The 13,593-nt window shown below is 62.3% G+C and carries 14 protein-coding genes; 6 read left to right on the top strand and 8 right to left on the bottom strand.

Annotated features, from left to right (window positions below; genetic code table 11):
* Positions 1–141: 141 nt before the first annotated feature.
* The 3 genes from AC0X69_RS10800 to AC0X69_RS10790 all read left to right on the top strand — a co-directional run bounded on the left by AC0X69_RS10800 (position 142) and on the right by AC0X69_RS10790 (position 3,634).
* Positions 142–1,434, top strand: a complete 1,293-nt coding sequence (locus AC0X69_RS10800) for a hypothetical protein (protein ID WP_482607524.1) — start codon at positions 142–144, stop codon at positions 1,432–1,434.
* A 104-nt stretch (positions 1,435–1,538) separates the two neighbouring features.
* Positions 1,539–1,784 carry a hypothetical protein gene (locus tag AC0X69_RS10795; protein ID WP_482607522.1) on the top strand — a complete coding sequence of 82 codons (246 nt, stop codon included), beginning with the start codon at positions 1,539–1,541 and terminating at the stop codon, positions 1,782–1,784.
* 62 nt (positions 1,785–1,846) lie between these two features.
* On the top strand, positions 1,847–3,634 hold the full coding sequence (locus tag AC0X69_RS10790; protein ID WP_482607521.1) for a S8 family serine peptidase: 1,788 nt from the start codon (positions 1,847–1,849) through the stop codon (positions 3,632–3,634).
* Positions 3,635–3,660: 26 nt separating this feature from the next.
* Here AC0X69_RS10790 and AC0X69_RS10785 read toward each other — a convergent pair whose 3' ends face one another.
* Both AC0X69_RS10785 and AC0X69_RS10780 read right to left on the bottom strand, forming a co-directional pair.
* Positions 3,661–4,377, bottom strand: coding sequence for a response regulator transcription factor (locus AC0X69_RS10785; protein WP_482607519.1), 717 nt, complete (start codon positions 4,375–4,377; stop codon positions 3,661–3,663).
* Between the two features lie 324 nt (positions 4,378–4,701).
* Positions 4,702–5,175, bottom strand: a complete 474-nt coding sequence (locus AC0X69_RS10780; protein ID WP_482607517.1) for a cupin domain-containing protein — start codon at positions 5,173–5,175, stop codon at positions 4,702–4,704.
* Positions 5,176–5,251: 76 nt separating this feature from the next.
* Between AC0X69_RS10780 and AC0X69_RS10775 the strand changes: the two genes are divergently transcribed.
* Positions 5,252–6,154 carry an isoaspartyl peptidase/L-asparaginase family protein gene (locus tag AC0X69_RS10775; RefSeq protein WP_482607515.1) on the top strand — a complete coding sequence of 301 codons (903 nt, stop codon included), beginning with the start codon at positions 5,252–5,254 and terminating at the stop codon, positions 6,152–6,154.
* A gap of 24 nt (positions 6,155–6,178) precedes the next feature.
* Entirely contained in the window at positions 6,179–6,433 is a 255-nt protein-coding gene (locus AC0X69_RS10770; protein WP_482607514.1) for a hypothetical protein, read from the top strand.
* A 219-nt stretch (positions 6,434–6,652) separates the two neighbouring features.
* On the opposite strand, the gene AC0X69_RS10765 is transcribed toward AC0X69_RS10770, so the two are convergent.
* The 5 genes from AC0X69_RS10765 to AC0X69_RS10745 all read right to left on the bottom strand — a co-directional run bounded on the left by AC0X69_RS10765 (position 6,653) and on the right by AC0X69_RS10745 (position 11,615).
* The gene (locus AC0X69_RS10765; protein WP_482607512.1) at positions 6,653–7,804 is read right to left on the bottom strand and encodes an SGNH/GDSL hydrolase family protein; all 1,152 of its coding nucleotides are present in this window, start codon (positions 7,802–7,804) and stop codon (positions 6,653–6,655) included.
* Between the two features lie 18 nt (positions 7,805–7,822).
* On the bottom strand, positions 7,823–9,658 hold the full coding sequence (locus tag AC0X69_RS10760; RefSeq protein WP_482607510.1) for a carbamoyltransferase family protein: 1,836 nt from the start codon (positions 9,656–9,658) through the stop codon (positions 7,823–7,825).
* 5 nt (positions 9,659–9,663) lie between these two features.
* Positions 9,664–9,810, bottom strand: a complete 147-nt coding sequence (locus tag AC0X69_RS10755; RefSeq protein ID WP_409980301.1) for a DUF5989 family protein — start codon at positions 9,808–9,810, stop codon at positions 9,664–9,666.
* A gap of 14 nt (positions 9,811–9,824) precedes the next feature.
* Complete coding sequence (locus AC0X69_RS10750; protein ID WP_482607508.1) at positions 9,825–10,241, bottom strand: SxtJ family membrane protein; 417 nt, start codon at positions 10,239–10,241, stop codon at positions 9,825–9,827.
* Positions 10,242–10,457: 216 nt separating this feature from the next.
* Positions 10,458–11,615: an SGNH/GDSL hydrolase family protein gene (locus tag AC0X69_RS10745; protein ID WP_482613367.1), complete on the bottom strand. Its 1,158-nt coding sequence runs from the start codon at positions 11,613–11,615 to the stop codon at positions 10,458–10,460.
* Positions 11,616–11,774: 159 nt separating this feature from the next.
* On the opposite strand from AC0X69_RS10745, the gene AC0X69_RS10740 reads away from it, so the two are divergent.
* Complete coding sequence (locus AC0X69_RS10740; RefSeq protein ID WP_482607506.1) at positions 11,775–13,430, top strand: adenosine deaminase family protein; 1,656 nt, start codon at positions 11,775–11,777, stop codon at positions 13,428–13,430.
* On the opposite strand, the gene AC0X69_RS10735 is transcribed toward AC0X69_RS10740, so the two are convergent.
* Positions 13,427–13,576: a lmo0937 family membrane protein gene (locus AC0X69_RS10735; RefSeq protein WP_482607504.1), complete on the bottom strand. Its 150-nt coding sequence runs from the start codon at positions 13,574–13,576 to the stop codon at positions 13,427–13,429. The genes AC0X69_RS10740 and AC0X69_RS10735 overlap by 4 nt on opposite strands.
* Between the last annotated feature and the right edge of the window lie 17 nt (positions 13,577–13,593).

The raw sequence follows: 13,593 nt of genomic DNA, 5'->3' as shown, positions 1-13,593 counted from the left end.
GCGCCGCATGTATCCTCGACTGTGCCCAACGATCCATATGTCAGGCGCGCCAGAGGACTTATTGTTTGCGTTGCGTCGGCGAGCAAATGCGACAGGCGTTTGAGCGGCGCAGATTCCTTTGTCCCTTTGGGAGGATCAGATATGCAAGTCGCTTATAATGGAGCAACGCCTTCGGTCGCGCCGATGGGCATGGTCGTCGATCAGATGTTTGCGCCGCAAGGCTTCATCGGCGGCGCGCTGGGCAGCGCGCTGGGCGGATTGGGCGGCGGCGCGCTTGGCCGCGCGCTCGGCAATCAGAACCTTGGTCGACAGATCGGCAGCGTCGCGGGCGGCGTGCTTGGCGGACTGCTTCCGTTCGAGGCCGGCCCGCAAGCCTATGCCGGAACCTATTATGTCCCGCAGACGGCCGGGGCCGGATTCGCCCCGCAGGGCATCGTCGGCGACGCGCTTGGCGCGATCGGCGCGCCGCTTGGCGGCTTTATCGGCGGTCGCTTCGGCAACGCCGGCCTGGGCCAGACGATCGGCGGCACGGTGGGCGGCCTCGCTCAGCGCTTCCTGCCATTCGAAGCCGCGCCGGTGTTCGCGCCGCAGGGGATCGTCGGCGACGCGCTTGGCGCGATCGGCGCGCCGCTCGGCGGCTTCATCGGCGGTCGCTTCGGCAACGCCGGCCTGGGCCAGACGATCGGCGGCACGGTGGGCGGCCTCGCTCAGCGGTTCCTGCCGTTCGAAGCCGCGCCGGTGTTCGCGCCGCAGGGCATCGTCGGCGACGCGCTAGGCGCGATTGGGGCGCCGCTCGGCGGCTTTATCGGCGGTCGCTTCGGCAACGCCGGCCTGGGCCAGACGATCGGCGGCACGGTGGGCGGACTCGCTCAGCGGTTCCTGCCGTTCGAAGCCGCGCCGGTGTTCGCGCCGCAGGGCATCGTCGGCGACGCGCTTGGCGCGATTGGGGCGCCGCTCGGCGGCTTCATCGGCGGCCGTTTCGGCAACGCCGGCCTGGGCCAGACGATCGGCGGCACGGTGGGCGGACTCGCTCAGCGGTTCCTGCCGTTCGAAGCGGAGCCGGTATTCGTTCCGCAGGGCTTCATCGGCGATGCGCTCGGCGCGGTCGGGGGCCGGGTCGGCAACTGGATCGGCGGACGCTTCGGCAACGCCGGCGCCGGCCAGACGGTCGGCAATGTGGTGGGCGGACTTGCCCAGCGCTTCCTGCCGTTCGAAGCCGCGCCGGTGTTCGCGCCGCAGGGGATCGTCGGCGACGCGCTTGGCGCGATCGGGGCGCCGCTCGGCGGCTTCATCGGCGGTCGCTTCGGCAACGCCGGACTCGGCCAGACGATCGGCGGCACGGTGGGCGGTCTCGCTCAGCGTTTCCTGCCGTTCGACGCCGCGCCGCAGCCCGTCTACTACGTGCCGCAAATGCAGGCGCCGATGTACGGCTGACGCCGAGCCGCGCCATCGACGCGGCGTTTGAAGGATGATCTGTTGCCGCTCCCGGGCCGATTTTCCGGCCCGGGAGCCATCCAGAAAATCAGGATCGCGACGTCATGAGCGCAATGAAAGGCATCGATCAATTCCTGGTGGCGCCGCGCAACGCGGCGGCGCTGGGGGATTTGGCGGCGTTCGAACAGGCGATGCAGTCTGTTCCAGGCGCGGCCATTCTCCAACGCGCCGGCAAAGTTGGTCAACCAAGGCTGGTCGTCGCGCTGCCCGCGGCAAGCGCAAGTCAGTTGCGCCAGCAGTTCGGCGCGACCCTGATTATTGAACCTAACGCTCCACTCAAACAATTTTAGCGCCGGCGTCGCGTCCTCGCAGCGATGCGCAGGCTGGCCTGCTTTCATTTAGGAGAGTCGATATGGCTGGTCCCGACAATAACAACCCGGCGCCTAACGGCCACAGTCCTGAGCCCGCCGCGCCTTCGCCGAACGGCGCCGATACGCGCGTCGAGCCCATGGCGGTCGCGCCCACAGAGCGCTTCATGATCGCTTCACGGCGCGTGCCCGGTTTCGCGCCCGCTTCGGCGACCGATCTCGCCAATGCGCTCCCCGACGTGAAAATTGTGCGGCGTATCGCGCCGCGCGGCCTCACAGCCTTTTCGGCGGCCGGCGGACCCACTTCGCAAACGCCCGAGATTCTGGTGGCGGAGATGGATCCCGCGCGCGGCGCCGCGCTGCAGTCGTCGGCGCCGCCCAACGTCATCGTGGAGCGCGACGCCTTTCTCCGCGCCTCGGACGATTTTCGTCCTTTCGACTTCAACGGAGTGATGCCGATCGCGGCGGGCGTCGGAGTCGATGTGCAGCTTCGCGTGGTGGGCGCCGGCGGCAAGCCGCTGCCGAAAGCGACCGTCTATGTCTATGGTCAGGGGTTTCCCGGCCAGGGCGTCACGAATGAACGCGGCGAAGTCGTCGTCACCGTTTTCGGCGGCCCGATCGAGACCATCCAGGCGATCTACGTCAAGCCTGCCGCCGATCATTGGGATCGGATGCTTCGCGCGCCAGCGCTGCAGGCCGGCGCCATGAACACGGTGCAATTGCGGCCGCTGACCGAAAGTTTCAACGGCTTCCCTCAAAACGGCATGGTGGGTTGGGGCCAGCGGCTGATGAAGCTCGATCGGCTCGATCCGTCCTTCACCGGCGCCGGCGTCAAGATCGGCATCATCGACTCGGGTTGCGACAGCGCGCATCCTCAGTTGCGGCATGTGACGCGCGGCGCCGATCTCACCAATGGCGGCGACAAGACGAGCTGGGCGAACGATGAAATCGGCCATGGAACGCATTGCGCGGGAATCATCACCGCCGCCTCCGACGGCGTCGCCGGTATCCGCGGCTTTGCGCCGAAAGCGGAGGTCCATGCGCTGAAGGTGTTTCCCGGCGGACGCTTCAGCGATCTCATCGACGCGCTCGACGAATGCATCGAACGGCAGCTGGATGTCGTCAATATGAGCCTCGGCAGCGGCGATCCTTCCGAACTCGTCACGCAGAAGATCACCGAAGCGCGCCAGAGCGGCGTCGCCTGCATCGTCGCCGCCGGCAACTCCAGCGGACCCGTGCAGTTTCCAGGCATGTTGCCGACGGTGCTGACCGTTGCGGCGCTCGGCAAATTGAACGAATTCCCAGGCGACAGCTATCACGCGCAGACTGTCGTTCCGCAACTTGTCGCTGGAACGATGTTCTCGCCGAAGTTCACCTGCTTCGGACCGCAGATCGCGGTCGCGGCGCCTGGCGTGGCCATCGTCTCGACCGTGCCCGGCGGCGGTTATGCGGCGTGGGACGGCACCTCCATGGCGACGCCTCACGTTACGGGCATGGCTGCGCTGCTTCTCGCCCATCACCCGCTTCTGACTGGCGCGCGGGCGACGCGCAATGAGCAGCGCGTCGCGCAGCTCTTCTCGCTGCTCGCCTCGTCCGGCGTGCGCTATCTCGGCGACGCCGCGCGCGAAGGCGTCGGCGCGCCCGACTTCGAGCGGGCGCCCGGTCTCGCCGCGGCACAGCCGATGGGCGCTGCGGCGCCGGCCAGCGCGGGACTGGCGCCCGGCTGGATGGGCGAAGGATTGGCGCCGATGAGCAGGCCGATCGCGGGACAGTTCGTCAATCCCGCGCTTCTGCAGCGCTTGACTGAGTTGCGCGCGGCGGGACTGATCTAGTCAAACATGGAATACTGCGCTCCCTCTCATATCGGGAGGGAGCGCAGGCGCATCGAGTGAGCCGCTTCGCCGCGTCCGCGCACTTGCAGCTTTTGAAGAACATTGTGAACGTGATTCTTCACCGTGCCGAGTTCGATGCGCAGTCGACGCGCGATCTCCTTGTTCGACAGCCCGCGTTCGATCAGCTCCAGTATTTCACGTTCGCGCGCAGTCAGCGCGTCCTTTGCATCTACGCCGGATGCGTTCGAGCTTCTGACGATCGGCCGACGCTGCGCGACGGAATGAATCGCGGATGCGGCGGTCAACCTCTCGAGTAGTTCGACGACGTCTTCAACCGAACCGTCACGAGGTATGACGCCCACGATTCTTGGACACGCCGCCGCCAGGGCCGCGCCAGCCGATGCAGGCGCGCCGATCGCGACAATGCGCAAATCCACATGTTGTGCGGCGAGACCTTGCGCAATCGCGAGGCTTTCCAACTCGCCGACGTCGAGCAGAGCAATATCGGGCCTAAATTCCGCCGCCGCCGCTTGCGCGGCCTCGCGCTCGACGACGGCGACAATCGACATTCCTTTATGCGCGCTCAGACGCAAGCCAAGAGCCTCGCTGAACAGGCGCATGTCGCTGACGATCAAGATACGCGCGTCTCGCGGCAAATTCGTCGACGCAGGAACAAACGCGTTTTGCGCGGACGGATCGATCTCCAGGGCGGAATCGTTTCGGAAAGCCGCGAACCGGGGCATGTTACTACTCCTGAGCGCTGTGTCTGAGTGAGGCGCCTAACGCATTGGCGCGTCTTGAAAGGCGTGACGCTCAAACGTCGCCGCCTGCAATTGTTTTGGTCTCAGCTTCATGACCGTTGTAAACCGCATCGACGCTTAGCCGTATGACGCCTTCAGGCGTCGCCTGGCTTGATGGTCAACATGCGTCCATAAGCGCGCTTTAGAGCGCTTTGTCCTCCTGCAAATGAATGGCCTTACGCGAAAAGTCTCGAAAGCTGATGGCTTTCGAGACTCTTTCACCCAGCCAAGATCCAGCCCACGCCGATGCTCGCGGTTAACGCCGCATCATTTTTTTGTCGGATAGAGAATCACATGCTCCTGTTCGTCGCCGTCATTGCGCGCGACGATCGCGATCGCCGCCTCGCTGTCGCTCAAATTCACCGGTTGGTGCGGAACGTCGGGAGGAATGAAGATGAAGTCCCCTGCGACGTTCACGACGCTCTTCTCGAGATTTTGTCCGTAGCGCGTCTCGACGCGGCCCTGCAAAAGATAGATCGCGGATTCATGTCCCTTATGGGTATGAGCCTCGGCCTTGCCGCCCGGCGGAATAACGACCTTCAACAGCGACAGGCCTTTTGCGCCGGCGGTGTTTGCGGAGATTCCAGGAAAGATCGGCAACGCCTGTTTGGATTGCGTCGCTTCGCCGACACGCACCGTCACAATATCTTTCCCGTCCTTTTTGCCTATGATCGACGTCTCGGCCGATGCGGGCGCTGCAAGCGCCGCGAAGATCAGGGTAAGAAGCAATGTGTTGCGCATGGCGGTCACTCCAAAGTCCGGAACAAAGAGACTATAGCGCAGGCGCGCAGCCCAACCACAGGCGGTTGATTTTTCGATGACGGACTTCTCTCTCATGATTCATGGCGGCGCCGGCGCGATCCGCGAGCCGCACCGATATGAGCCCTCGCTGCGCGCGATCGTTGAATCAGGCGCGCGCCTTTTGGCGGCGGGGTCGTCGGCGCTCGACACGGTCGCGCACTGTGTCGCGCTGCTCGAAGACGATCCTCTTTACAACGCTGGCCGAGGTTCCGTGCTTAATGCAGAGGGCGTCGCGATGTGCGACGCGTCGATCATGGAAGGCCGGACCCTCAAAGCTGGCGCCGTCGCGGCAATTCGCGGCGTCAGAAATCCGGTGCGCCTCGCATATGAGGTCATGGAGAGAAGCCGCCATGTGCTGCTCGTCGGCGAGGGCGCGGAGCGCTTCGCGCGAGAGCGGCGTTTGGCGTTCGAAAGCGAGGATTATTTTCGAACGCAAGAGCGCGTCGCGCAATTGGCGAAGGCCAGGCGAAAGCACGAGGTCGCGCTCGACCATTCTGACGCGGCGGATGAGAAGCTTGGCACTGTTGGCGCCGTCGCGCGTGATCAAAACGGCGATCTCGCCGCGGCGACTTCGACAGGCGGCGTCGTGAATCAGCGCTCCGGCCGCGTCGGCGATTCACCGCTCATCGGCGCCGGCACATTCGCCGATAACGCGAGCTGCGCGGTCTCCTGCACCGGCGTCGGCGAGGATTTTATCCGCACGGCGCTTGCGCGGACGGCAGCCTTTTTCGTCGAGTTTCGCTCCATGCAAGCTGAAGAAGCCGCGTGCGAGGCGATTCGCTATCTCGTCGACAGAGTCGACGGACGTGGCGGCCTCATCCTTGTGGATCGGCAGGGAAGATGCGGTCGGGCGCGCTCGACCCCCGGCATGCTCACGGCGACGTTCGTCGATGGCGTGGCGCGGGTGGAGAGCACATAGTCACGCAGCCCCGGGGCGCGGCGTATGACGTCGCCACGCGGCAAGTTTCTGGACCACGGGATGTCGGCGATCGAGCGCAATCTGCGCCAAGGGCGCGACGAAACCGGACGCATTGACGTCGCCGGCAATTTCGAAGCGGCACATCAGGCCCTGTGCGCCTGCGTCCAAGACGTCGAGGATGATCAGCCGTGGCGCATTCCGACCGATTGCGCCGCGTCCGCGCAGGAAGGCGAGGAGCGCTGGCCTGGGCCGGGCGGAGAGGGGCAGCGCGTCGCGTAAGCTCTGGACAAGATTTTCCTGTCTTACGCGATCGAAATCCATTCGCCGCTCCATCAATAAACTAAAATTCGCGTGCAATCGCATTGGCTTACGCGTGACGAAAGGAAACTTGGCTTTTAGCGCGTCGTCAAGCTGAGCGGCTGATTTTTCTGTGCGTGGGCGGCCGCGCTCGGTTATTGGGCGGCTGCTGGCGACGGCTCCTGCCTTAAGGGCGATCCGCTAGCGGTATTTCGCGATCAGATCCCGGGCCAAGAGATCGTTGCCGAACTCGCTGTAGTGCACGTCCGTCCATATGAACAGATCTTTGAGGAAGTTCGGATGAGCGTCCTTGTACGCATGGAAAACAGGAAAGTGATCAAAGAACTTTCGGCATTTGGTCGCGCACCAGTCTCGCCAGATCTGCGCCTGGCGTGAGTTTTCCTGATCGTACAGCAGCTGCTGCGGCCAAGGGTAGACGCCGACCGAGAGCGGGATCCCACGCGCGCTCAGAAGCGCATGGAGCCGATCCATGTTCTCGATCGCCTTCGCAACGCCGCCTTCAATGCCCATTGCGCCGTAACACTTCGCCCTCGAGTCATAAGTCCAGCTGCCGCGATCCCTATCGCGTCCGTAGCTCATGCCGGGCTTCACCAACTCCGCGCCGCTCAAGCCTCGCACATCCTTGATCGCGCGCCGCATGAAGCGGTCCTTTTCCAGATACTCCAGTGTGTAAGAAGGCCGCGCCCACCAGGAGGGTTCGATGACGAGAGTCGCCTCAGGCGATGGACACTCCTTCTCGAAGTTGCTCCATTCGAGCTTCCCGTCTGCGCCATACCGATAGTAGATGGCTTCATCCTGCACGTCGGAAATGTCGACATAGACGATCACTTCGTCGAAGCGCACTCCAGCGTCCAGCAGCGATTTGATCTTCGTGAAATAGACCGATGGCGCGTATGAGCTCACGCCCGCGTTAAGGACATCAACCTCGGGAAGCGCCGCGGCGAAACGGCCGACGAACGTCTGCTCATAGGGAAGCCCGACCCCTTCAGTGAAGGAGTCGCCGATGAAGAGAACGCGTCGCCGATCCGACTCGAAAGGCACGTCTCGGTTGACGGCGTCCTTGAACCCAAGTGCGTTTGTTCGAATATGGTAGCGATGTCCGCCCCACAGATCGTCGCCGTCGAAATTCGCCGCCAGGGAGTGGCTGTAGACGGGAACATGCACTCTGAACGCGCTCTTGACGAAGGGCGGGCCAAGCAGCGGGTTCTGATTTGGCGATTTGAGGTGCAAGCCCAGTTCGACGAGAAGAAAAAGGCCGAGAAAAATGGCGGCGTTTATCGCCCCGATTTTCGCGGCGCGCTTCAGCCATTGCACGATGTCCGATGTGCTCATGAAAAATGGCGGAACATTCTAATCGAGTTCGAACAGTTCTTTATAATCGTGCTTGAGCGATGCGTTCTGGTCCTCTTTCCGCAGATAGCAGTTGCCGATCACAAGCGTGTCCATCTCGGTGCCCATGAAGCAGCCGAAGGCGTCTTCCGGCGTGCAGACGATGGGTTCGCCGCGCACGTTGAAACTGGTGTTGACGAGCACGGGACAGCCGGTCATGCGCTTGAACGCCGAAAGCAGCGCGTGATAGCGCGGGTTTGTCTCTTCGTGCACCGTCTGGATGCGGGCGGAATAGTCGACGTGCGTCACGGCAGGAATCGAGCTGCGCGGAACGTTAAGCTTGTCGATGCCAAACAGCGCCTGCTGCTCGGGCGTCATCGCGAGACGATGCTTCTCCGCGACGTCGGCGACGAGCAGCATGTAGGGCGAGTCGCCGTCGAGATCGAACCAATCGGCGACATCCTCGCGCAAAACCGACGGCGCGAAGGGGCGAAACGACTCGCGATATTTGATTTTCAGATTAAGCGTCTTCTGCATCTTGTCGGAGCGCGGATCGCCAAGGATCGATCGACCGCCGAGAGCTCGCGGCCCGAATTCCATTCGACCCTGGAACCAGCCAATCGCTCTCTCGTCGGCAAGATCGCGCGCCGTCGCCTCGATCACATCGCCTTCCGACATCGTGTCAAATTTCGCGCCCGCGCCTTGCAAGCGGCGCTCGATCTCGGCTTGCGAGAATGAGGGACCGAGATAGGAGCCGCGCATGGCGTCACCGCCGCCGTTGAGGCTCCGGGGATTTTTCTTGTAGCCGTAATAGGCCGCGAGCGCCGCGCCCAGCGCGCCGCCGGCGTCGCCTGCGGCAGGCTGAACCCAAATCTGATCGAAGCTGCCGTCGCGCAGCAGCTTGCCGTTAGCGACGCAATTCAGCGCCACGCCGCCGGCGAGACATAGATTGCGCCCGCCTGTCTCTTTCGCGAGCGCGCGTGTGAGTCTGAGGACGATCTCCTCGGTGACCGCCTGTATCGAGGCGGCGATGTCCATGTGACGCTGGGTCAGCAGCTCTTCCGGCTTGCGCGCGGGACCGCCGAAAAGCTCATCGAACTTGGCGTTGGTCATCCGCAAGCCGGTGCAATAGTCGAAATATGACTGATCGAGCCGGAAGGTTCCGTCCTGCTTGAGGTCGATGAGGCGGTCCAGGATCAAATCGGCGTATTTCGGCTCGCCATAGGGGGCGAGGCCCATCAGCTTGTATTCGCCGGAGTTCACCTTGAACCCGGTGTAATAGGTGAAGGCCGAATAGAGCAGACCAAGCGAATGCGGGAAGCGCAATTCGCGCTGCATCGACAATTCGTTGCCGTTGCCGAAAGCGACCGACGTCGTCGCCCACTCGCCGACCCCGTCCATCGTCAGAACGATCGCGTCCTTGAACGGCGAAGGATAAAAGGCGCTCGCGGCGTGACTGAAGTGATGTTCGGCGAACAGCAGCCTGTTCGCCCAGTCGACGTCCGCCGAATAGGCCTTCATCTCTTTCAGCAGCAGCGATTTTTGAAAGAGCTTTTCCCGCAGCCAGAGCGGCAGCGCCATCTTGAAGGACTGGAAGCCGCGCGGCGCAAAGGCGACGTAAGTCTCGAGCAGGCGCTCGAACTTGACGAACGGCTTATCGTAGAAGGCGACGAAATCTATGTCCTGAGGCTTGGCGCCGGCCGCCTCAAGACAATAGTCGATGGCATGACGCGGGAAGCGGGAGTCGTGCTTCTTGCGCGAGAACCGTTCTTCCTGCGCGGCGGCGATGATTTCGCCATCCTCCACCACGGCGGCTGCGCTGTCGTGGTAGAAGGCGGAGATGCCAAGTATCCGCATCGCGATTAGAAGAGCGTGTAGATGAACGGAGCGACCGCGGTTCCTTGCAGAACGATCAGCGCGCCGATCAGCAGCATGATGACCAGCACCGGCGCCATCCAGTATTTCTTTCGGGTCTTCAGATAATCCCAAAGTTCGAGCAGAAAACTCATTTTTGCCTCTCTCCTCAGAACTGTTTGCTCATGTCGCTCGCCGTCTCGGACGTATCGCGCATGTTCCAGTAGGAAGTCGCATTCTTGTCGAACGAAAGTTTGAGCGGATCGGCCCCGCGCAACCGGAAGATCACCGCGATCGGCAGAATCACGCCAAAGAACAGGACGCCCATGATGATGGGGTTGGTGATTTTGTGCAGCGTCAAGCCAAGCTTGTGCCAAAGCCGGTTAAGCGGCCGCAGTTTGGCTGGCGCAAGCAACGCCGCCGCGGCGAAAGCGAGCGCTCCGGCGAGCCCCCAGTAATGAGGCGTCTCGCCATGCCACAGCGGCAGCATGCTGATGATGGCGATCGCCGCGGCGATCACCAGTCCGAACGATCGATCGGAGCCCATGGCGGCCGAACGGTCTCTCGAAAAATCCTCATGCGACATTCAGACGAGACCCCCCACGTCGCCTCGACGGCAAACTATCTCCAAGGCTCGCGAACGGCAAATTTTCGCGACCTCCATCGCTCCATTTGAGGCGGCAAATTAAGGGATATCGTCCCGGGTATCAAGCTTACGATTTTGCCGCGGCGGGGTCGCGCCGACGTGAATTCTATCGCTTTTACGGAAGGTTACGGCGCGGCCGGGAAACCTGCCGCCGCCTCACTCAAAATTCTCGATGAGTCGGCGCGCGAGGAGTTCGTTGCCCCTGGCGTTGAAGTGGAAGTCGCCCCAGAAATACAGCGATCTGATGAAATCGGAATCCTGCGCCTTGTACTGAAAAAAGTCCGGAAAATGATCGAAGAATTTTCTGCATTTGCCGGCGCACCAGTCGCGCCAGAGGCGCGCTTGCCGGGAATGTTCATTGTCATAGAGCAGCTGTTGCGGCCAGGGATAGACGCCAACCGACAACGTCACGCCGCGCGATGAAAGAAGTTCATGCAGGCGATCCATTTGCCTCTTGGCTTTGTCGATCGACGCTTCGATCCCCAGAGCGCCATAGCAGCTTGAGTCGTCGCTATAGGTCCAACTCGGACGCGCATAGTCGCGACTATAAACAGCGCGCGACTTCGAGAGATCCTCGAAACTCGCGTGTTCGAGCGCTCTCGACAGCTGCGCCGAATAGCGCATCTGTCCGAGGAACTCGCCGATATAGGAGAGCTTCTCCCACCAGCGCCTCTCCGGACGCTGCAGCGGCGGGCGCGGCACCGGCGAACATTCCTCTGAGCCGGTCTGAAACAGGCCCATCTGCAAGACGCCATTCGCGTCGTAGGAATAGAGGATGGCTTCATCCTGTATGTCGGAGATGTCGATATAGACGACGGCTTCGTCGAATTTGAGCCCGGACTCGAGAAGATATTTGAGCTTCTCGTAATAGACCGACGGCGCGTAACTCGAAACGCCTGCATTCAACACGTCAATCGCGGGAAACGCTTGCGCAAAAAAGCCGACGAAAGACTGCTCGTAGGGAACGCCGAGGCTTTCAGTGAAGGAGTCGCCGATGAAGACGACCCGTTTGCGGTCCGTCGTTAGCGGCACGTCGCGCACGGCGGCGTCTCTGAAGCCCAGCGAATTGGTGAAAATGCGAACCTTGTTCGAGCCCCACGCGTCGAAACCGTCAAAATTCGGTTTGAGACCATGGGTGAAATGAGGGTCGCGAACGCGCAGCTCGTTTCTCGCAGGCGCCAGAAAAGGATTGCCGCTCTTGTAGACGAGATGAAGAACAATCTCCGCAACGACGACGAGACCTATGAGAAGGCCGAAGTTGATGAAAAAAATGCGGAATAGCTTGGAAGCTGAGATTCTGCGCAACCACGACATCGACATTGGGCCGAACTGAGTTTCCCGGAGATTGTGAGCGTCAGTCTTGTCATAGATCGACTGAATTGAGCAAGCTTCCTTTGCAAAAATTCGATTTGCGTAGTCGAATGCCGAGCGAAGTTTTTGTTCGCTTGAGACGCTGCATTCTCGGAGCCTTTCATGACGTCGCCTCTGCGTCGCCCTTTCACTGCAATTCGGCCAGCCGCTGCGCCGCTGCGCATTCTCGCGATGATCCTGGCGATCGCCTGGGGCGGTTGCGTAAATGCGCGAGAGACGTCGAGCGCCGCCCTGGACGCCGCTTCAGCCGCCCTGGATCGTTTCCGCGGCAATGGCGCCGCGCTGCGCAGTTTCCTTGCCGAAATGCCGAAAGGCGGCGATCTGCACAATCACCTTTCGGGCGCCGTCTATGCGGAAAGCGCTTTGGCCTGGGCGCGCGCCGAAGGCTGGTGTTTCGACGTCGCCAGCAAGGCGGCGCTGCCGCCGCCTTGCGACGCCGCGTCCAAACCGCCTCTCGCCGAGGCGTTGCGCTCCACGCAATCCTACCGGGACGCGATTAACGCCTGGTCGATGCGCGACGTCATCACCGCGCGTGTGAGCGGTCACGATCAGTTCTTCAACAGCTTCTTCCGCTTTTCAGATGTGACGGGAAACAATATTGGCGCAGCCCTCGCGGAGGTTGTCGAACGCGCCGCGTCTCAGAACATCCTGTACCTCGAGTTGATGATAAGTCCGCTGATGGGCGATGCGCGCGATCTTGGCGACAAGATCGGTTGGAAGGACGATCCTGATGCGATGCTCTCGGCGCTCGACGACAAAGGGCTCGGCGACCTCGCCAAGCGCGCTGGGGCGAGCGTCGCAGCCGTCGTCGCGGACAAGGACCGACGGCTCGGCTGCGGCGACGCGGCCACGCGCCGGCCCGGATGCGACGTTGCCGTTCGCTTCCTCGCTCAGGTTTATCGCAATGTCGATCGCGCGAAGTTGTTTGCGCAGACGGCGCTTGCCGCGCGCCTCGCCTCGCTCGACGGACTCGTCGTTGGATTGAACCTCGTCGCTGCGGAGGACGATGAAGTCACGCTGGGTAGCTACAGCGATCAGATGCGTATCGTCGGCGACGTCGGACGCCGGCATCCGAAAGCGCGGATCAGTCTCCACGCCGGCGAGCTGACGATGGGTCTTGTTCCTCCCAAGGACCTGACCTTCCATATTCGCGAGGCGGTGGAGATCGCCGGCGCAAAGCGCATCGGGCATGGAGTTGACATCGGCTTCGAGCGCGACGCCAAAGAACTGATGGGGCGAATGGCGCGCGATGGAATCATGGTCGAAATCAATCTCACCTCCAATGCGCAAATTCTTGGCGTCGAAGGCGCTGACCATCCGTTTCCGCTCTATCGTAACGCGGGGGTGCCTACGGCGCTGTCGACAGACGACGAGGGCGTATCGCGGATCGATCTCACGCATGAGTACCAGCGCGCCGCGCGCGCCTATGAACTTTCCTACCGCGACCTGAAACAGCTTTCTCGAAACAGTCTGACCTACGCCTTCCTTCCAGGCGGAAGCTTGTGGCGGGATCCCGGCGCGGCGCGCCCGGTTCCCGCTTGCGCGGGCGGACAGCTCGGGACTGGGCCTTCACGCGACTGCAGCCGCTTCTTGGCGGGCTCAGAAAAAGCCAGACTGCAGTGGGAGCTCGAAGCGCGCTTCGCCCGCTTCGAGTCGAAATGGAGTGGGCGGCAGGGGAAGCCGGCGAACGGCGTTGCGCGGGCTTCGCCGTCCCGGTCGTCGTCCAAACAGGAGCATTCTGCGCGGCAAGGTCGCTAAATGACGCTGCGGCCCCGGATGATGCGCAGGAGGATCACGACGATTGCGATCACAAGCAGAATGTGGATGAAACCGCCGAGCGTATATGAGGACACGAGGCCGAACAGCCACATGATGAGGAGAATGACGGCGATCGTTTCAAGCATTGTTCAGCCCTTCCAAA

The organism is Methylocystis sp. Uni0008 (assembly GCF_056838045.1).
The sequence above is the reverse complement of the archived record's forward strand: the minus strand, read 5'-3'. Positions and strand labels throughout refer to the sequence as shown.